The organism is Brevundimonas sp. UYEF29 (assembly GCF_040546195.1).
In the GTDB taxonomy this organism is placed as follows: Bacteria; Pseudomonadota; Alphaproteobacteria; order Caulobacterales; family Caulobacteraceae; genus Brevundimonas; species Brevundimonas huaxiensis.
Map to the genome: position 1 here is coordinate 45,888 of NZ_JBEPNH010000004.1, position 17,021 is coordinate 62,908.

General features: G+C 65.4%; 18 protein-coding genes. 8 read left to right on the top strand and 10 right to left on the bottom strand.

Annotated features, from left to right (window positions below):
• Positions 1 to 159: 159 nt before the first annotated feature.
• Positions 160 to 579 carry a nucleoside-diphosphate kinase gene (gene ndk / locus ABIB58_RS08095; RefSeq protein ID WP_017504672.1) on the bottom strand — a complete coding sequence of 140 codons (420 nt, stop codon included), beginning with the start codon at positions 577 to 579 and terminating at the stop codon, positions 160 to 162.
• Positions 580 to 730: 151 nt separating this feature from the next.
• Between ndk and abc-f the strand changes: the two genes are divergently transcribed.
• Together abc-f and ABIB58_RS08105 are read left to right on the top strand one after the other, a co-directional pair.
• On the top strand, positions 731 to 2,653 hold the full coding sequence (gene abc-f, locus ABIB58_RS08100) for a ribosomal protection-like ABC-F family protein (RefSeq protein ID WP_354040192.1): 1,923 nt from the start codon (positions 731 to 733) through the stop codon (positions 2,651 to 2,653).
• Positions 2,650 to 2,901, top strand: coding sequence for a DUF2164 domain-containing protein (locus ABIB58_RS08105; RefSeq protein ID WP_045810064.1), 252 nt, complete (start codon positions 2,650 to 2,652; stop codon positions 2,899 to 2,901). Before abc-f ends, ABIB58_RS08105 begins: the two co-directional genes overlap by 4 nt.
• A 50-nt stretch (positions 2,902 to 2,951) precedes the next feature.
• Here ABIB58_RS08105 and ABIB58_RS08110 read toward each other — a convergent pair whose 3' ends face one another.
• Together ABIB58_RS08110 and ABIB58_RS08115 are read right to left on the bottom strand one after the other, a co-directional pair.
• On the bottom strand, positions 2,952 to 3,161 hold the full coding sequence (locus ABIB58_RS08110) for a DUF3126 family protein (RefSeq protein WP_017504669.1): 210 nt from the start codon (positions 3,159 to 3,161) through the stop codon (positions 2,952 to 2,954).
• Between the two features lie 84 nt (positions 3,162 to 3,245).
• The gene (locus ABIB58_RS08115) at positions 3,246 to 4,445 is read right to left on the bottom strand and encodes an acetyltransferase domain-containing protein (RefSeq protein ID WP_045810065.1); all 1,200 of its coding nucleotides are present in this window, start codon (positions 4,443 to 4,445) and stop codon (positions 3,246 to 3,248) included.
• Positions 4,446 to 4,496: 51 nt separating this feature from the next.
• Here ABIB58_RS08115 and ABIB58_RS08120 point away from each other — a divergent pair, with 51 nt between their 5' ends.
• Complete coding sequence (locus ABIB58_RS08120) at positions 4,497 to 6,572, top strand: TonB-dependent siderophore receptor (protein WP_354040195.1); 2,076 nt, start codon at positions 4,497 to 4,499, stop codon at positions 6,570 to 6,572.
• A 9-nt stretch (positions 6,573 to 6,581) separates the two neighbouring features.
• Here ABIB58_RS08120 and cysE read toward each other — a convergent pair whose 3' ends face one another.
• Together cysE and ABIB58_RS08130 are read right to left on the bottom strand one after the other, a co-directional pair.
• On the bottom strand, positions 6,582 to 7,409 hold the full coding sequence (cysE, locus tag ABIB58_RS08125; protein WP_045810141.1) for a serine O-acetyltransferase: 828 nt from the start codon (positions 7,407 to 7,409) through the stop codon (positions 6,582 to 6,584).
• Positions 7,410 to 7,429: 20 nt separating this feature from the next.
• Positions 7,430 to 8,056, bottom strand: coding sequence for an NUDIX domain-containing protein (locus ABIB58_RS08130; RefSeq protein ID WP_354040197.1), 627 nt, complete (start codon positions 8,054 to 8,056; stop codon positions 7,430 to 7,432).
• 45 nt (positions 8,057 to 8,101) lie between these two features.
• On the opposite strand from ABIB58_RS08130, the gene ABIB58_RS08135 reads away from it, so the two are divergent.
• Positions 8,102 to 8,695, top strand: coding sequence for a nitroreductase family protein (locus tag ABIB58_RS08135; RefSeq protein WP_354040199.1), 594 nt, complete (start codon positions 8,102 to 8,104; stop codon positions 8,693 to 8,695).
• Between the two features lie 72 nt (positions 8,696 to 8,767).
• The gene (locus ABIB58_RS08140) at positions 8,768 to 9,430 is read left to right on the top strand and encodes a DedA family protein (RefSeq protein ID WP_137721369.1); all 663 of its coding nucleotides are present in this window, start codon (positions 8,768 to 8,770) and stop codon (positions 9,428 to 9,430) included.
• 142 nt (positions 9,431 to 9,572) lie between these two features.
• On the opposite strand, the gene ABIB58_RS08145 is transcribed toward ABIB58_RS08140, so the two are convergent.
• The 3 genes from ABIB58_RS08145 to queF are packed head-to-tail and all read right to left on the bottom strand — an operon-like array spanning position 9,573 to position 11,913.
• Complete coding sequence (locus ABIB58_RS08145; protein WP_502909736.1) at positions 9,573 to 10,457, bottom strand: DUF817 domain-containing protein; 885 nt, start codon at positions 10,455 to 10,457, stop codon at positions 9,573 to 9,575.
• Positions 10,458 to 10,467: 10 nt separating this feature from the next.
• Positions 10,468 to 11,418 (bottom strand): S1 family peptidase, encoded by a 951-nt coding sequence (locus ABIB58_RS08150; protein ID WP_354040202.1) that lies wholly within the window; start codon positions 11,416 to 11,418, stop codon positions 10,468 to 10,470.
• 33 nt (positions 11,419 to 11,451) lie between these two features.
• On the bottom strand, positions 11,452 to 11,913 hold the full coding sequence (gene queF, locus ABIB58_RS08155; protein WP_055805377.1) for a preQ(1) synthase: 462 nt from the start codon (positions 11,911 to 11,913) through the stop codon (positions 11,452 to 11,454).
• Between the two features lie 107 nt (positions 11,914 to 12,020).
• Between queF and ABIB58_RS08160 the strand changes: the two genes are divergently transcribed.
• From ABIB58_RS08160 to ABIB58_RS08170, 3 genes are all read left to right on the top strand, one after another.
• Positions 12,021 to 12,422, top strand: coding sequence for an endonuclease domain-containing protein (locus tag ABIB58_RS08160; protein WP_354040204.1), 402 nt, complete (start codon positions 12,021 to 12,023; stop codon positions 12,420 to 12,422).
• Between the two features lie 270 nt (positions 12,423 to 12,692).
• Complete coding sequence (locus tag ABIB58_RS08165) at positions 12,693 to 13,625, top strand: NAD(P)H-dependent flavin oxidoreductase (protein WP_354040206.1); 933 nt, start codon at positions 12,693 to 12,695, stop codon at positions 13,623 to 13,625.
• Between the two features lie 38 nt (positions 13,626 to 13,663).
• Positions 13,664 to 14,368, top strand: a complete 705-nt coding sequence (locus ABIB58_RS08170; RefSeq protein ID WP_354040208.1) for a TorF family putative porin — start codon at positions 13,664 to 13,666, stop codon at positions 14,366 to 14,368.
• A 7-nt stretch (positions 14,369 to 14,375) separates the two neighbouring features.
• Here ABIB58_RS08170 and ABIB58_RS08175 read toward each other — a convergent pair whose 3' ends face one another.
• A complete protein-coding gene (locus ABIB58_RS08175) occupies positions 14,376 to 15,539 on the bottom strand; it encodes a cystathionine gamma-synthase (protein WP_354040211.1) in 1,164 nt (387 codons plus the stop codon).
• Positions 15,540 to 15,543: 4 nt separating this feature from the next.
• Positions 15,544 to 16,944, bottom strand: coding sequence for a pyridoxal-phosphate dependent enzyme (locus ABIB58_RS08180; protein ID WP_354040213.1), 1,401 nt, complete (start codon positions 16,942 to 16,944; stop codon positions 15,544 to 15,546).
• Positions 16,945 to 17,021 lie beyond the last annotated feature (77 nt).

Here is a 17,021-nt window from a genome sequence, read left to right on the forward strand (position 1 = left end):
TCCGGTTCCGGGCGCGGGCCTATATAGTCACGCTATGCGAGAGCTGATGCTCGCGGATAGCTCTTCTTTTCTGCGCTACGCTCGGAACGCGGTCCCTCGCGACTTGAGCGCCTTGTGCTCGCGCTACGCTCGGAACGCGGTCCCTCGCGACTTGAGCGCTTAGCCGACGATCTGGTCGTCGGTGAAGAACTGGGCGATCTCGATCTTGGCGTTGTCCTGGCTGTCCGAACCGTGGACCGAGTTTTCACCGATCGACAGGGCGAACTGCTTGCGGATGGTGCCTTCGGCGGCCTGCTCCGGGTTGGTCGCGCCCATGACTTCACGATAGGCGGCGACAGCGTTGTCGCCTTCCAGCACCTGAACGACGACCGGCTCGGCCGTCATCTGCTCGACCAGCTCGCCGTAGAACGGGCGCTCGGCGTGCACTTCGTAGAATTTCTTGGCTTGTTCGGTCGTCAGCTTGACGCGGCGCTGGGCCACGATGCGCAGGCCGGCGCCTTCGATCACGGCGTTGATCGCGCCGGTCAGGTTGCGGCGCGTGGCGTCGGGCTTGATGATCGAGAAGGTACGTTCGGTCATGGGAATTGACTTCTTGTTGGGAGATTGAGTGTCGCGGGCTTATAGCGACCACCTCCCGCGTTTCCAACCGTCCCTTTTTGCATCCCTGACGCACCCCGCATGGCGACCTGCCGATTGAGGGACGCCGACCAACCGAAGAACCTTCGCCGCAATGCTTCAGATCACCGACCTGACCTTCAACGCCTGGGGCCGCAAGTTTCTCGTGGACGCCTCCGTCAGCCTGCCGCCCGGCTCCAAGGTCGGTCTGGTCGGCCGCAACGGCATCGGCAAGTCGACCCTGTTCAAGCTGATCTTGGGCGAGCTTCACGCCGCCGGCGACGAGATCAGCCTGCCCAAGACCGCCCGTATCGGCTCGGTCGATCAGGAGCATCCGGCGACCCCCGTCAGCGTCATCGACACCATCCTTGAGGCCGACGTCGAGCGCCACACCCTGCTGGGCCGGCTCGAGACTGCAGAACCGGAAGAGATGGGCGAGATCTGGTCGCGCCTGATCGAGATCGACGCCGACGCCGCGCCCGCGCGCGCCGCCGAAATCCTGGTCGGCCTGGGCTTCGATCAGGAGAACCAGGCCCGGCCGATGTCGGAGTTCTCGGGCGGCTGGCGAATGCGCGTCGCCCTGGCCGCCGCCCTGTTCGCCGAGCCGGACATGCTGCTGCTGGACGAACCGACCAACTACCTCGACCTGGAAGGCGCCCTGTGGCTTGAGGCGCGGCTGAAGAAATATCCGCACACGGCCCTGATCATCTCCCACGACCGCGAGATGCTGAACGAGGTCTGCACCCATATCCTGCACCTCGCGAACCACACCCTGACCCTCTACACCGGCAACTACGACGCCTTCGAAAAGGCCCGCGCCGAAAAGGCCCGGCTGCAACTGTCGGCCAAGGCCAAGCAGGACGCCGAGCGCGCCCACCTTCAGGCCTTCGTCGATCGCTTCAAGGCCAAGGCGTCCAAGGCCGCCCAGGCCCAGTCGCGCATGAAGCGGCTGGAGAAGATGCAGCCGGTCGCCACCACCATCGAGGAGCGCGTCGCTCCCTTCACCCTGCCCTCTCCGCCGCGCCCGCTGGCCCCGCCGCTGATCCGGCTGGAGCGGGCCAATGTCGGCTATGAGCCGGGCAAGCCGATCCTGCGCAATCTGAACCTGCGCATGGACCTTGACGACCGCATCGGCCTGCTCGGCGTCAACGGCGCCGGCAAGTCCACCTTCGCCAAGATGATCGCCGGCGCCCTGAACGTCTCCGAGGGCGAACTGCACCGCGACAGGAAGATGCGCGTGGGCTGGTTCCACCAGCACCAGATCGAGGCGATGGACCCGACCGACACGCCGCTGGAGATCATCCGCCGCGCCATGCCCGACGCGCCCGAAAGCGCCCGCCGCTCCAAACTGGCCCAGTTCGGCCTGTGTTACGAAAAGCAGGAGACCACGGTCGACAGCCTGTCGGGCGGCGAACGCGCGCGCCTGCTGCTGAACATGGTGGCGATGGATGCGCCCCACGTCCTGATCCTGGACGAACCGACCAACCACCTGGACATCGACAGCCGCCGCGCCTTGCTCGACGCGCTGAACGACTACAACGGCGCCGTCATCCTGATCACCCACGACCGCTCGCTGATGGAAATGGTGGCGGATCGCCTGTGGCTGGCCGCCGACGGCACGGTGAAACCCTTTGAAGGCGACATGGACGACTATGCCAAGTTCGTCCTCGACCGCGCGAAACAAGCCATCGCCAAGCCCAGCCAGATCAAGAAGGAAGAGGCCAAGGCCAACTCAGGCGCCTCGCAAGCAGAGAGCGCCAATTCTTCAAAAGGCGGGGGCGCGAACGATAGGGGCAACAAGAAGCGATCCGGCCCTTCGCCCTCGACCCTGCGTCACGCGGTCAAGAAGGCGGAGGAGACCATGACCCGCCTTGCGGCCGAGATCGCCCGTATCGACGACGACATGGCCACCGCCTCGGTCAGCAATCCCAAGGCCCTCGAAGGCCTGACCCGCGCCCGCGCCAAGACCGAAGCCGATCTGGCCGCCGCCGAAGCCGCCTGGATCGCCGCCGAAGAAGCCTTGGCCGAAGTCGCATGAAGCCGATCGAATTCTCTAAGGAAGAACGCGCGGCGATCACCGCCAAACTGCGCGACTACTTCGCCCGCGAACTGGATCAGGAACTCGGCCAGCTTCCGGCCGAGATGCTGCTGGACTTCATCGGCAAGGAGATCGGCGGCGCCTTCTACAATCGCGGCGTCCACGACGCCCAGCGACTGGTCCAGCAGAAGGCCGAGGACATCGTCGAGGCGCTGTACGGCCTCGAACGCGCGGCCCCCACGCGCTGAAACGAAAGCCGCCCGGCGCATTCACGCCGGGCGGTCGGATCGGTCGGCGGTTAGGCCGGAAGGTCTTCGGCCAGGATCGCCATTTCAAACATGAACGAGCCTTCCTCGTCCTCGTCCTCGAAGACGATGCCGATGAACTCGTCGCCGACATAGACCTCGGCCGAGTCATTCTGCTTGGGGCGGGCCTTCACGATGATGCCGCCGGTGTTGAAGGTGCGCTTGAGGTGCGCCTCGATGCGCTTCAGGTCGGTGTCTTTCACGGGGGGCCTCATGGTCTGAACGTTGGCGGCGGACCCTAGAGACATCGGCGGTTCAGGGAAACCGGCGTCGCGCATTTTCCCGTCTCAGAGATACTTCATCCACCATTGCGAACTGCGCCGCTTGACCCCGCCGAACCAGCGGCAGGCGAACCAGCAGGGCACGGCGACCAGGGCCGCCAGCAGCCACACCCAGCCAACGCCGGGCACGCCGAAGCCCTCGCCCTGATTGGCGCCGAACAGCATCACGGCCGCCAGGTTCAACAGATGCAGCCCGTAGAGGTGGATCAGATAGAAGAACAGCGGCGCTCCGCCAAAGACCGCCAGCACGCCGACCAACCGCTCCGGCGCTCTTTCCAGCCCTGCCAGGATCAGCGCGCCTATCCCCAGCGTCAGCAGCAGGAAGTCGGCCGACGGCGGATATTTGGTCAGGTTCAACACGCTCATCACCGTCTGGATCGGCGTCGCCTGCACGGCCCACGGCGCATCCCCATAGACATTGATCGCCCGCAGCACGACGAACAGGGCCAGCGCGCCCACCCCGATCAGCACCAGCCGCCTCAGCCGCGTCCTCTGCTCGCCTGCGAACCACGGCCCGATGGCATAGCCCAAGGCCGCCACGCCGATCCACGGCAGCAGCGGATAGGACGTCCGCGCCTGACCACCCCAAGGTAAGTCTATAAATCCGCGATCATGCAGCACCGCCCAGATCGCATAGCCCGGCTGCCCTGCCGCAATGGTGATCGGGTCCAGCAGATTGTGGCCCAGCACGATGACCAGCCCCACGGCGATCAGCATCGGACGCGGCAGATGCACCAAGGCCGCCAGCGCGATCATCGACAGGCCGATGGCCCAGATCACCTGCAGATAGATCAACTCGGGCGTAACCGAGAAGGTCCAGGCGAAGTTGACCACCGTCAGTTCCAGCACGACCAGAAACAGACCGCGTTTCAGCAGGAAGGCCGATGCCGCGCTGGCTCCGTTCCCGCCGCCCGCCTGCTTGTTTCCGTACAGCCAGGCCCCCAATCCCGTCAGGGCCACGAACACCGGCGCGCACAAATGGGCCGACAGCCGGGTGAAGAACAACGCCGGCGAGGTCGTCTCCACATTCATCGGGTCCGAGACCTGGGCGTGGATGAAGAAGAACTCCCGCGCGTGATCGACCAGCATCAGCAGGATGACCAGCCCGCGAAGGGCGTCGATGGATCGGATCCGACTGACCGCACGGCTTGGCGCGGCAGTCGAAGAAATGGAGGCGGGAACAAGCGTTGCAGCGGTTGACATCATCAGGCGGAAGCGGATAGCCGATACAGTATAACATTTCAAACGGAGCCTGCCTTGTCCCTCCTTCTGAGCTGCGCCGGCGCGTGCCTGCTGGTCGCCGCCAACGCCCCCGCCCCCGTCGCTGTCGCGGGGGTTGAGCCTGAAACGGTGGGGGAGATCGTCGTTCTGGGCCGCCGCTCGGCGCCGCGTGATCTGACGCTGGGTGCAGGATCGATCACCGAGGCCATGTCCCCGTCCAGCCGCTCTATCGAGAACGATCTGATCAAGGCCGTGGGCGCGACGCGCCTGGCCGACGCGCTGGAACTGGTCAGCGGCGTCAGCCAGCAGAACAATCGCGGCGGCGTCATGGACAACTTCGCCATTCGCGGCTTCCTGGGCACGCCCGACGGCGGCGCGGAATATTATGTCGACGGCTTCCTGGCCAATCGCGGCATGGCCCCGCCCCGCGATCCGGCGACATCCGAGCGGATAGAAGTGCTGAAGGGGCCGTCCGGCGCCCTGTTCGGCGACATCGACCCGGCCGGACGCATCAATATCGTCTCCAAGACCCCGCGCTTTGCGCCCGCCGCCACCTTTACCGCCACGGTGGGATCGTTCGGTCTGCGTCGCGGCGAACTGGACCTGACCGGCCCCATCAACGACACCCTGGCCGGACGGCTTGTGGTGGCGGGCGAGACTTCGAACGGCTGGCGCGACTATGTCGGCTTGGACCGCACTGTGGTGGCGCCGTCCCTGACCTGGCGTCCAAACGATGATCTGCGCCTGACCTATGTGGGCGAGTTCACCACCTTCACGACCTTGTTCGACCGAGGGATGCCGGCGATCAACGGCGACGCGCTGTTCCTGCCGCCCTCGAACTACTACGGCGAGCCCGGCGACGGCGTGACCCGCTTCCGCAACGAACGGCACCAGATCACCGGTGAATACCGGATCAATGACGACTGGAGCCTGAACGGCGGCGTCGCCTGGCGGGGCGGCTCGCTGAAGGGTCTGTCGAGCGACCATTCGCGTCTGGTGGGCGACCAGCTGTGGCGTCAGCGTCGCGGACGCGACTTCTCGGTCGAGGACCTGTCGGCCCGGCTGGAGCTGAACGGCGTGGTCCAGACGGGATTGGGCGTTCACAATCTCGGTTTCGGAGTGAAGGCCTATCAGCTGACCTATGGCGAGAAGTGGCTGCGCATCAATCCGACCGCCGCCAATCCCTATCCGATCAACGTCTTCAACCCCGTCTATGGCGCGGTCACGCCGCCGATACCCCTGCCCTTCACCGACAATCTGGAGACGCGCGATGTCGTCACCCTCTACGCCCAGGATCTGTGGGAGGTGAACGACCGTCTCAGCCTGCTGGCCGGGCTGCGGTTCGACGACTACGACCAGACCATCCGAAACAACCGCACCGGCGCCGTCGGTGAAGCCAGCGACACGCCCCTGAAATACCGCCTCGCCGCCCGCTATAGCCTGACCGAAAACCTGACCGCCCACGCCAGCTACGGTAAGTCGTTCGTGCTGAACTCGGGCACGGGCCGCGACGGCTCCGGCTTCGCGCCCGAGGATGGCAAGGGCTATGAGATCGGCCTGGCCGGCGCCTGGGACGGACTGGACCTCGCCGCCACCGTCTTCGATATTGAGAAGTCGAACATTCTGACGACCGATCCGGTCGATCCCAACTTCCTGGCCCCGGTCGGCAAGCTGACGACGCGCGGGATCGAGCTGGACGGCGCCTTGAAGATCGACGACGTCTGGCAGGTGGTCGCCAACTACGGCTGGACCGACGCCAGGGCCGACGACCGCGCCTTCGCCACCGACGCCGTGCTGAACGTGCCCGAACATTCCGGCTCGCTGTTCGTCATCGGTCGCTTCCCCACCATCCACGGCACGACCTGGTCGTTCATGACCGGCGCGGCCTACGTCGGCGACCGGGCCGGCGGCCTGGCGCTCGGCGCGCCCGAACTGCCCGCCTACTGGAAGGCCAAGGCGGCGCTGGACTACGGCCTGACGCCCCAGGTCACCGCCCGCGTCGAGGTCGACAACCTGTTCGACGCGCGTTACGCCGCCAGCTCCTACAGCGCCCTGTGGATCTACCCCGGCGCCCCGCGCAGCGTCCGCGCCTCGCTCAGGATCGCGCTATGAGGCGTCCGCTCAGATGACGAAGTCGTACACCACATCAGCCAGGGTGTGATCCATGGTGCGGGCCGGTTCGGCGTTGGTCGGACAGTTGACCAGCCGGGCCGGCACCCCCGCCACGGTGCAGCCGGACGGCACGGCCTTCAGCACCACCGAGCCGGACGCCACCTTGGCGTAGTCGCCGACGTGGATATTGCCCAGCACCTTGGCCCCGGCGCCCAGCAGGACGCCCTTGCCGATCTTGGGATGGCGGTCGCCGCGCTCGGCGCCCGTCCCGCCCAGGGTCACCCCATGCAGCATCGACACGTCGTCGCCGACCACCGCCGTCTCGCCGATGACGATGCCCGTGCCGTGATCCAGAAACAGCCCCTTGCCCAGTTGCGCGGCCGGATGGATGTCCAGCTGGAACAGTTCGGAAATCCGGCTCTGAAAGTGGAAGGCCAGCGTCTCGCGCCCCTGTCCCCACAGCCAATGCGCCACGCGCCAGCCCTGCAAGGCCTGGAAGCCTTTGAAATACAGGAAGGGCTGCAACAGGTTGCGGATCGCCGGGTCGCGTTCGGCCACAGCCTGAAGGTCCGCCTCCGCCGCCTCGACCATCGACGGATCGGCCTTGAACGCCGACAGGCAGACCTCGCGCACCGACATGGCGCTCATCTCGCCGTCCGCCAGCTTGCGCGCGATCTGGAAGCTCAGCGCGCCAGCCAGGTCGTCGTGCGACAGGATCACCGCATTCATCTGCGAGCCCAGCTGCGGCTCCTCGCGCGACGCCGCCTCGGCCGAGGCGCGCAGCTGACGCCACACGCTGTCGATTTCGGTTTCCGCAACGACTTCCAGCTTGGCCATGACCGGCTCCTTCGGCGACATCATACGCGCCCCAGCAAGGCGCGCGCCAGCGCCTCGGGCAGTTCGCCGTTCATCGCCATATGATAGGCCTTGTAGGCCGTCGCCACCGTCAGGCTGTCGCGCACCGTTCCCCGCCCGATCTCGTCCAGCAGATCGACGAACGGCACGCGCACCACGGCGATGATCTCGGTCGGATCGGGATCGGTCGGCGCAGGGCTCAGGCCCCAGGCGATCCAGGTCATGCCGATCTCGTCGGTGATGGAGTTCGACATCTCGACCTTCAGCGCCGGCAGCCAGTGTTCGGCCTGCAATCCGGCCTCCTCGGCCAGTTCGCGCCGGATGCCGTCGAACGGATCCTCGTCCAACGGCGCGCCGCCTTCGGGCATTTCCCAGCTGTAGTTGGCGTGGGCGAAGCGCTGCTGGCCCACCAGGGTCACCGTCCCGTCCTCGTGCACGGGCAGGACGCCGGTCCCGACGTTCTTGAACCGCACGACGGCATAGTCGGCCTTCATCCCCGTCGGCGCCGTCGCCGGATGCCGGGTCAGCGCCATCCAGGGGCTGTCGAACACCGTCTCGTTTCCGTCGCTGCGCCAGGCCGGCGGTTTCGCCAGCCCCTCGGCCCATTTCGGTTCTTCGGATTTGCGCATGGGCCACCTATGGCGAAGACGCGGATGAAAGCCTAGCTAGACGGCATGGTCGCCCTCAACGAACCCCTGCCCCCGCCCGTTCCGTCGAAAGATTTCCGCGACCGCCTGGCCCAGCGGCGCTCCGCCCCGGCCCAGGCCCTGGTCGCGCCCGGCCCGTCCGAGGCGGAGCTGGACGAGATCCTGACCCTGGGCGCCCGCACGCCCGACCACGGCAAGCTGTTCCCGTGGCGGTTCGTGGTCCTGGGTCCCCAATCGCGCACCGACATCGCCGCCCGCCTCGCCGTGCTGGTCGAACTCAGGAACGGCCCGGCCAAGGATCAGGCGGTCCTGGCCAAGCTGACCGCCGCGCCCGTCACCATCCTGGTCGTTTCGACGCCGGTCGAAGGATCCAAGCCGATCTGGGAGCAGCACCTGTCAGCGGGCGCAGTCTGCATGAACCTAGAACACGCCGCTTCCGGCTTCGGCTATTCGTCCAGCTGGATCACCGACTGGTACAGCTACGACCCGCAAGGCGTCGCCCTGTTCGGCCTGACCGAGGGCGAGAGCGTCGCCGGCTTCATCCACATCGGCACGCTGAACGAACCCGCCCTGGAACGTCCGCGTCCCGACCTGGCCGCCAAGGTCACACGCCTGCCGTAAGCGGGTGACATAAGGTCGCCCCACGTCGGTTTGACCTCGACCGACCCCGCCTTCCTCCCGCAAGGCCTTCGTATGGATTCCCTGTTGCAAGCCGTGGGCGATTTCATCGCCCGCAACCATATGTGGGCCGGCGTCATGTTGGGCCTGGTCGTGTTCGTCGAGTCGTTGGCCGTCGTCGGCGCCTTCGTGCCCGCCACCGGCCTGCTGGTCGCGGCGGGCGGCCTGATCGCGGCCGGCGTGCTGGATCCCGTCAACGTCATCGTCGGCTGCGTCATCGGCGCGGTGATCGGCGACGCCATCTCCTACTGGGCCGGACGTCGGCTGGGCGTGCGCTTCCTCCAGCGCCCGATGTTCAAGGCGCACCGTCGCCGCATCGCCTGGACGCGCCTGTATTGCCGTCGCTACGGCGTCATGTCGATCTTCGTGGGCCGCTTCTTCGGGCCCTTGCGCGCCTTCGTGCCGCTGACCCTGGGTATGCTCCGGATGCGTCAGCGGGCCTTCCAGTTCGGCAATGTCACATCCGGGATCGTCTGGGTGCTGGCCATGCTGGCGCCGGGCTATCTCGCCGCTCAAGGCCTGGCGAAGATGGAAGTCCTCAGCGAGGCTCATGGCCCCACCCTGCTGATCGGCGGCCTCGCCGTCACCATCCTGGTCGTCGCCGTGGTCTATCGCCTGGTTAAGGCCCGCATGAGCCGCAAGTCGGCCGTCATGCGCGGAGCGCTGCAGGGCCGTTAAAGGCCATCGTCATCCTCCGGCGCGCAGCGACCGGGGGACCCAGCGGCGCGCGAAAGCGCGAACCTGTCGCGGTTTACGACTTTCCACGTTGCGCTGGCGGACCCATCGCCTTCGGCGCCGCTGGGTCCCCCGGTCAGCGCCGCTAAAGCGGCTTGCCGGAGGATGACGAAAGATTTTGCTCCTGCTCCGGTCGGTGCACCAACGAGACCAGTACGACCGAGATGATCATCAGCAAAAACCAGCTGCCCAGCTTGGCCAGGGACACCATCTCCCATCCGTCGGCCTGCCCTGGATAAACCCAGGCCCGGCCCAGTGTGCCCAGGTTTTCGGCGAACCAGATGAACAGGGCCACCAAAAAATACCCCAGCAGCAGCGGCATCGACCGCCGCGTCCGGTCCGCCGTGAAATAGAACCATCCCCGCCCGAACAACACGGCGGTCGCGATGAACAGCGCGATGCGCACGTCCGGAAGCCAGTGATGGGCGAAGAAGTTGACGTAGATCGCCGCCGCCAGCACCCAGGTCGTCCACAGCGGCGGATACCCCCGCACAAGGATATGAAAGATGCGCTGCACCCGCGCGATATAGCTGCCGACTGCCGCATACATGAAGCCCGAGAATAGCGGCACCGCCCCGATCCGCAGCAGACTGTCCTCGGGATAGACCCACGACCCGTGCGCGGTCTTGAACAGCTCCATGATCGTCCCCGCCACATGGAACAGGAAGATCACCCGCGCCTCTTCCCAGCTCTCCAGCCGGAAGATCAGCATCGCCGCCTGGATCACCACCGCCCCGACCGCCAGGAAATCGTAACGGGACACCGGCGCCCCCTCCGGCCAAAGCACAAACGTCCCCAGGATCAGGGCCAGCATCAGCCCTCCGAACAGACACGCCCACCCCTGCTTCAGCCCGAACCACAGGAACTCATAGGCGTAGCGCCGCGCCCACGACCGATCCGCCCACGCCTCCGCCCGCATCATCAGACGGCGGCCCCAGGCTTCGAGGGGGAGGCGGGAGGATGGGGTCATGGAGTGGAAATCAGGTAGAAGGCTGCCACGCTGCGAGATTCGCAACGCGCGCTTGATCGACCTCAGTATTTATTGCTGTCCCTGAAAAGGTGAAGCCAAGCGTCACCAATTGGCCTCCATCGCCCGTAGGTACGACTGTACGGCGCAGGGAAGCAAAAATAGAACGCCTCGTATTTTTTGATCGATCCCAAGATGCGGGATCAGGGTCACTGGGATTAGACGACGATCCGTCGCTGCGCGACAGCAAGCCAAACACTCGAAAATTCTCGCCCAACGCAGGAAGCACAAAAGCTGCGCCACCGCTCATGCCTGAGAAGGTCGGCATACTGCCCTCTACGCAGGGAACGGTAACTCGCATAAAACCGCCTTGATGGACCTCCAGCGCCTTGCCGATCCGAATAAGCATTCTGCGCCTGAGAATGCCTTTGCTGATGTCGCCTTCGTCACGATTTGTTTCGAACTCAGCGTAACCTATCACGCCGATAATATCCCCGACACGAGGATCGCTTTCTGCGACATCAAGACGACTATCAAATAAGTCTATAACACTATCATCGCTTGGAACTATTGCTAGAACAGCCAAGTCGGAAGCCTCATCCCACGCAATGTGAGCGACCAAGCATAGATCGGCCCTGTGGCCATTCGTCACGATCACTCGAAGATCGGAAGAAGCGGCCGAAACGACCTCCGGAGCCAAAAAATCTGAAGGGGTGGTGCTATGCGCTCTAATGCGACGCCGAGAGTTCTGAAACGCTCTCACCCCTTCAGTTATTACATGCGCAGCCGTTACTATGAGCGCGCGAGAACCTTCAGATCGTACAAAAAACCCAGAACCGATCTGGGTCGGTTCACCCTGCTGATTCAGGCAAATAATCGCGACGACTACGTCGCGGGCCTCGTCAGGGAACTCCTCAAACTGGTTCCACTCGAAGCCAAACAGCGGCGGCTCGGCATCGCTCATATCCCCCCTCCATTCAGCGAAACTAAAAGTATATCACCCCCGCCCGCGATAGGTCGGCACGCCCTGGTCCGGCAGCCACAGCCCCTCGGGCGGCGCGCCGGTCTGCCAGAAGACGTCGATCGGGATGCCGCCGCGCGGATACCAGTACCCGCCGATCCTCAGCCATTTGGGCTCAAGCAGGTCGGCCAGCTTGCGGCCGATGGCGACGGTGCAGTCCTCGTGGAAAGCGCCGTGATTGCGGAAACTGGTCAGATACAGTTTCAGGCTCTTGGACTCGACCAGCCAGTCGCCCGGCGCGTAGTCGATGACGATGTGGGCGAAATCAGGCTGGCCCGTCACCGGGCACAGGCTGGTGAACTCCGGCGCCGTGAACCGGGCCAGATACAGCGTGTCCGCATGCGGGTTCGGCACCCGCTCCAGCACCGCCGTCTCTGGACTGGTCGGAGCGGCGGTCTGGGCGCCAAGCTGGCTGAGGTTGTCAGTGTAGTGGGTCATGCCGGGCATTTAGGCGCTTGCCGCTCAGATGAAAATCCTCCCCCATCGGGGGAGGGGGACCGCGGAGCGGTGGAGGGGGCCGGCCGCGTATGCGGTCCGTGACGCAAATGACCTACGCACCTAAGAAAACCGTGGCTCGCGCCCGCGACCTGCGCCGCACGATGACCCTGCCGGAAGTCCTCCTGTGGCAACAGATCAGAGGGTGCCGGCTCGACGGCATTCGCTTTCGTCGCCAGCACCCCATCGGTCCGTACATTCTGGATTTCTTTTGCGAGGACGCCCGACTTGCGGTCGAGGTGGACGGCGAAAGCCATTCCCAGGCGGAGGCGGTGGAGCACGACAACCGGCGGACAGAATGGCTCAACGCACGCGGCATTTCCGTCGTCCGTATTCCGGCGCGGGATGTGCTGAGCGAACTGGCTGCTGTGGTGGACCATATTCAGCGGCAGGTGCGCGATCAGCCCCCTCCACCGCTACGCGGTCCCCCTCCCCCGGCGGGGGAGGATTGAGGCCACCCAACCATCCTAGTTCCGCACGGCTTCTCCCGCCCTTTCAACGTTTTCGCAGCGACCAGCGTCAATCGACCGACCCTACGTCCGAACCATCGTATAATGGCCGGTTTTCACCCGCCGTCGCCGCCTTCCCGCTTTCACCCCGCCTCCGACCCGAGATTAGACGAATTAGACTCATTTTTTCGCGTCACCGTCTGAAATCCCCGCGATTGCCTTCCCCGGCGACAGCCCGCTAAGCGTAGCGAAAGAAAACCAAAGGAGACGCCCGTGGCCATTCCCGCTTCGCTGCAAAAAGGTCTGATCCTGCCGATCATTTCGGCGCCGATGTTTCTGGTGTCCGGACCGGATCTGGTGGTCGAGGCCTGCAATGCGGGCGTGATCGGCACCTTCCCGTCGCTGAACCAGCGCACGACCGAGGGCTATCGCGACTGGATTCACGAGATCAAGGGCCGGCTGAAGCCCGAGGCCGCCGCCTTCGGCGTCAATCACATCGTTCATCCGACCAACCCCCGGCTGATGGCCGACATGATGGTGTCGGTCGAGGAGAAGGTGCCGCTGATCATCACCTCCCTGGGGGCCGTGCGCGACGTGGTCGATGCGGTCCACGGCTATGGCGGTCAGGTCTTCCACGATATCGCCAATATTCGCCATGCGCGAAAGGCGGCCGAGGCGGGCGTCGATGGTCTGATCCTGGTGGCCAACGGCGCGGGCGGCCATGCGGGCATCATCAACCCCTTCGCCCTGGTCAATGAGGTCCGCAGCTTCTTCAAGGGCACCATCATCCTGTCGGGCGCGCTCTCGACGGGTCAGGACGTGGCGGCGGCGATGATGCTGGGCGCCGACTTCGCCTATATGGGCACCCGCTTCATCAACACGACCGAGGCCATGGCCGCCGACGCCTACAAGCAGATGGTCATCGACAGCGGCGCCACCGACATCGTCCACACCCCGGCCGTTTCCGGCATCCCCGCCAACTTCATGACCAAGTCGCTGATCGAAAACGGCATCGACCCCAAGACCTTGCCCGAGCACAAGCTGGACATGGGCAACGAGGCCAAAGCCTGGAAAACCGTCTGGTCCGCCGGCCAGGGCGCGGGCGCCATCCACGACGTCCCGCCGACCGCCGAACTGGTCGCGCGCCTGCGACAAGAGTTCGCTCAGGCCACGGAGGAATTCGCCATCAAGGTCGGAGCACGCTAAAGGCGGCGCCAATCCGCAGCTCGCGCGTTGGAGCCCCCATGATCCGCACGACCATCCTCGCCGCCCTGTCCGTTTCCGCGCTCGCCGTCGCCCTGCCGGCCGCCGCCCAGTCCGGCTCGCCGGCCGCGCGCGACGCCTGGTCGTTCGAACTGGGCGCAGGCACGGACAACCGCTCCAAGGATGCGTCCAAGTCCGGCAACGACGGCTACGCGTTCGGCTCGGCGACCTGGGAAAGCGCGGACGGCCTGTTCTACGCCGGCCCCGGCTTTGAGACGATCCAGGCGGGCGGATCGAACGTCGAGGCCGAGTTCGTGGTCGGCTATCAGCCCGAAGCCTTCGGCTATCGCTTCGATTTCCACGTCGTCTACAAGAACCGCCTCGACGCCGAAGCCGGCTATGATCAGGACGCCTGGGAGATCACCGGCAACGCCAGTCGCTCGATCGGCCCGGCCAGCGCACGACTGCAGGTCCAGTATTCGCCCGACGCCGCCGGCTCGACCGACAGCTTCACCTGGGTCGAGGGCCGCCTGGGCTGGGACTTCACGCCCCAGCTGAACGGCACGGTCGCCGTCGGTCGCCGCGAACAGAACGGCGCGCCCGACTACACCGGCTGGAACGCCGGCGTGACCTACGCCCTCACCAATGCCCTGGACCTGGACTTGCGCTACTACGACACCGACGCCCACACCTTCGGCGAACAATATGAGGACGCCCTGGTCGCCAAGGTCGCCTACGCCTTCTGACCGGGGGTCAGCCCAAGGCCTGATCCAGATCCGCGATCAAGTCCTCGACGTTCTCCACCCCGACCGACAGCCGGATCAGGTTGTCGGTCACGCCGCCCGCCTCGCGGACCTCCTTGGGCACGCTGGCGTGGGTCATGATCGCCGGGTGGTTCACCAAGCTTTCCACCCCGCCTAGCGACTCGGCCAGGGTGAAGACTTGAACCCGCTCAAGGACGCGCTTGGTGCGCTCCAGATCGCCCTCCAGGATCACCGTCACCATCCCGCCGAACCCGCCGCTCATCTGGCGCGCCGCCAAGTCGTGCTGGGGGTGGGCGATCAGGCCGGGATAGATCACCTTGGCGATCCCCGCGCGCGTCTCAAGCCAGCGCGCGATGGTCAGCGCGTTCTCGCAATGCGCCTTCATCCGCAGCGCCAAGGTCTTCAGTCCCCGGTTGGCCAGGAAGGCGTCGAACGGCCCCATGATCCCGCCGACCGAGTTCTGCAGGAACTTGATCCGGGTCGCAAGATCGGGATCGGCCGTCACCAGCACCCCGCCGATGATGTCCGAATGGCCGTTCAGGTATTTGGTCGCCGAGTGCATGACCACGTCCGCCCCCAGGCTCAGCGGCTGCTGGCAGAACGGGGTGGCGAAGGTGTTGTCCACGACCAGCAGCAACCCATGCGCCTTGGCCACCTTCGACAAGGCGGCGATGTCAGCCAGCTTCATCAGGGGATTGGTGGGCGTCTCGACCCACAGCATCTTGGTCTTCGGGGTGATGGCCGCCTCGACCGCCGCGATGTCGCTCAGGTCCACATAGGCGAAGTCCAGCCCCATCGTCCGCCGACGCACCCGCTCGAACAGCCGCCACGAGCCGCCGTACAGGTCGTCGCCCGTGACGATGTGATCGCCCGCATCCAGCAACTCCAGCGCCGTCGAAGTCGCCGCCATGCCCGAGCCGAAGCCGAACCCGTGCGTGCCGCCCTCCAGGTCCGCGATACAGGCCTCGAACGCTTCGCGCGTCGGGTTCTTGCCGCGTGCGTATTCGTATCCCTTGTTCACGCCAGGGCTTTCCTGGGCGTAGGTCGAGGTGGCGTAGATCGGCGTCATCACCGCACCCGTCGTCGGATCAGGATGTTGGCCGGAATGGATGGCGCGGGTCGAGAAGCCCTGGCTGTTCTTCTTGTCGCTCATGGACTTACCGGTTCAGGCTGAGGTGGTTGATCAGGTCGGTGCGGGTGATCAGGCCGACGAACCGCTCGCCGTCCAGCACGATGGCCACCCGGTCGCGGTCGAACACTGGGATCAGGGCGTCGAGCGGCTCAATGACCTGAAGCGTGTCCAGATCGCGCGTCATGGCCGAGGCCACCGGCTTGGCGAACCGTTCCTTTCGCGTGATCTCGTCGGTGTTCATGATGCGGATCAGGTCGCTTTCATCCAGGATCCCGACCAGCCGGCCATCTTCGATGATCGGCAATTGCGAGACGTCGGCGCCCTTCATCCGCTTGAAGGCGGTGTCCAGGGTGTCGCCCGGCCCGGCGACCACGACGTCGCCCTTCTCGTATTTGCGGTTGATCAAGTCCGACAGGTCGCCGTGCAGCTCGCGCTCGCCCAGGCCCTGATCGGCCAGCCAGGCGTCGTTATAGACCTTGGACAGATATTTGGCCCCGGTGTCGCAGACGAAGGTGACGCAGGTCTTCGCTTCCGTCTGCTCGCGGCACCAGCGCAGGGCCGTAGCGATCAGCGTGCCCGAGGACGATCCGGCCAGAATGCCTTCCTTCAGCAGCAGCTCGCGCGCCGTGGCGATCGCCTCGGCGTCGGGGATCGAATAGGCCTTGTCGATCAGGCTCATGTCCGCCGTGTCGGGCACGAAGTTCTGACCGATTCCCTCGACGGTGTAGCTGCCTTCCGGTCCCGGCACGCCGTCGTTGACGATGCCGGCCAGGGTCGAGCCGACCGGATCGGCCAGGATGATCTGGGCCTTCGAGCCGACGCTCTTCAGAAACTGCGCCGTGCCGGTGATCGTGCCGCCCGAGCCGATGCCGGCGACGAATGCGTCGATGTCGCCGCCCGTCTGCTGCCAGATTTCGGGGCCTGTCGTTTTCACATGAGCCTCGGCGTTGGCGGCGTTGGCGAACTGATTGACGTAGAAGCCGCCGGGAATGCCCTGGGCCAGTCTCTCGGCCATGTCGGTGTAGTATTCCGGGTGACCATGCGGCACGTCCGAACGCGTCAGACGAACATCGGCGCCCATCGCCCTGAGATGCTGGATCTTTTCCTTGGACATCTTGTCCGGGATGACCAGAAGCACCTTATATCCCCTGGCCCGACCGACCAGCGTCAGCGCCAGGCCGGTATTGCCCGCCGTCGCCTCCACAATGGTTCCGCCCTCCTTCAGGAAGCCTTCGCGCTCGGCGGCGTCCAGCATCGAGATGGCGATCCGGTCCTTGATCGAACCGCCGGGGTTCTGGGACTCCAGCTTCAGCAGCAGGCGGCACGGGCCGGTGTCGATCTTCGTCACCTCCACCATCGGCGTCTTGCCGATCAGATCCAGCGGCGACGAGACGGTCGCGCTCAGGGCGGGGGCGGTCAGGGACATCGAAAACTCCATTCGGGGCCGGCGGAAGCTGAAGCCCCGCCTTCACGCGGTCAACTCACGCAAGATTTGACCCCTCA

Coding starts and splice junctions, on each gene's coding strand:
- cysE (WP_045810141.1), bottom strand. CDS start 7,409: ATGGCCAAGCTGGAAGTCGTTGCGGAAACCGAAATCGACAGCGTGTGG.
- ABIB58_RS08145 (WP_502909736.1), bottom strand. CDS start 10,457: ATGACCCCATCCTCCCGCCTCCCCCTCGAAGCCTGGGGCCGCCGTCTG.
- ABIB58_RS08160 (WP_354040204.1), top strand. CDS start 12,021: ATGACCTACGCACCTAAGAAAACCGTGGCTCGCGCCCGCGACCTGCGC.
- queF (WP_055805377.1), bottom strand. CDS start 11,913: ATGACCCACTACACTGACAACCTCAGCCAGCTTGGCGCCCAGACCGCC.
- ABIB58_RS08135 (WP_354040199.1), top strand. CDS start 8,102: ATGGTCGCCCTCAACGAACCCCTGCCCCCGCCCGTTCCGTCGAAAGAT.
- ABIB58_RS08170 (WP_354040208.1), top strand. CDS start 13,664: ATGATCCGCACGACCATCCTCGCCGCCCTGTCCGTTTCCGCGCTCGCC.
- ABIB58_RS08175 (WP_354040211.1), bottom strand. CDS start 15,539: ATGAGCGACAAGAAGAACAGCCAGGGCTTCTCGACCCGCGCCATCCAT.
- ABIB58_RS08150 (WP_354040202.1), bottom strand. CDS start 11,418: ATGAGCGATGCCGAGCCGCCGCTGTTTGGCTTCGAGTGGAACCAGTTT.
- ABIB58_RS08140 (WP_137721369.1), top strand. CDS start 8,768: ATGGATTCCCTGTTGCAAGCCGTGGGCGATTTCATCGCCCGCAACCAT.
- ndk (WP_017504672.1), bottom strand. CDS start 579: ATGACCGAACGTACCTTCTCGATCATCAAGCCCGACGCCACGCGCCGC.
- ABIB58_RS08180 (WP_354040213.1), bottom strand. CDS start 16,944: ATGTCCCTGACCGCCCCCGCCCTGAGCGCGACCGTCTCGTCGCCGCTG.
- abc-f (WP_354040192.1), top strand. CDS start 731: ATGCTTCAGATCACCGACCTGACCTTCAACGCCTGGGGCCGCAAGTTT.
- ABIB58_RS08130 (WP_354040197.1), bottom strand. CDS start 8,056: ATGCGCAAATCCGAAGAACCGAAATGGGCCGAGGGGCTGGCGAAACCG.
- ABIB58_RS08115 (WP_045810065.1), bottom strand. CDS start 4,445: ATGATGTCAACCGCTGCAACGCTTGTTCCCGCCTCCATTTCTTCGACT.
- ABIB58_RS08105 (WP_045810064.1), top strand. CDS start 2,650: ATGAAGCCGATCGAATTCTCTAAGGAAGAACGCGCGGCGATCACCGCC.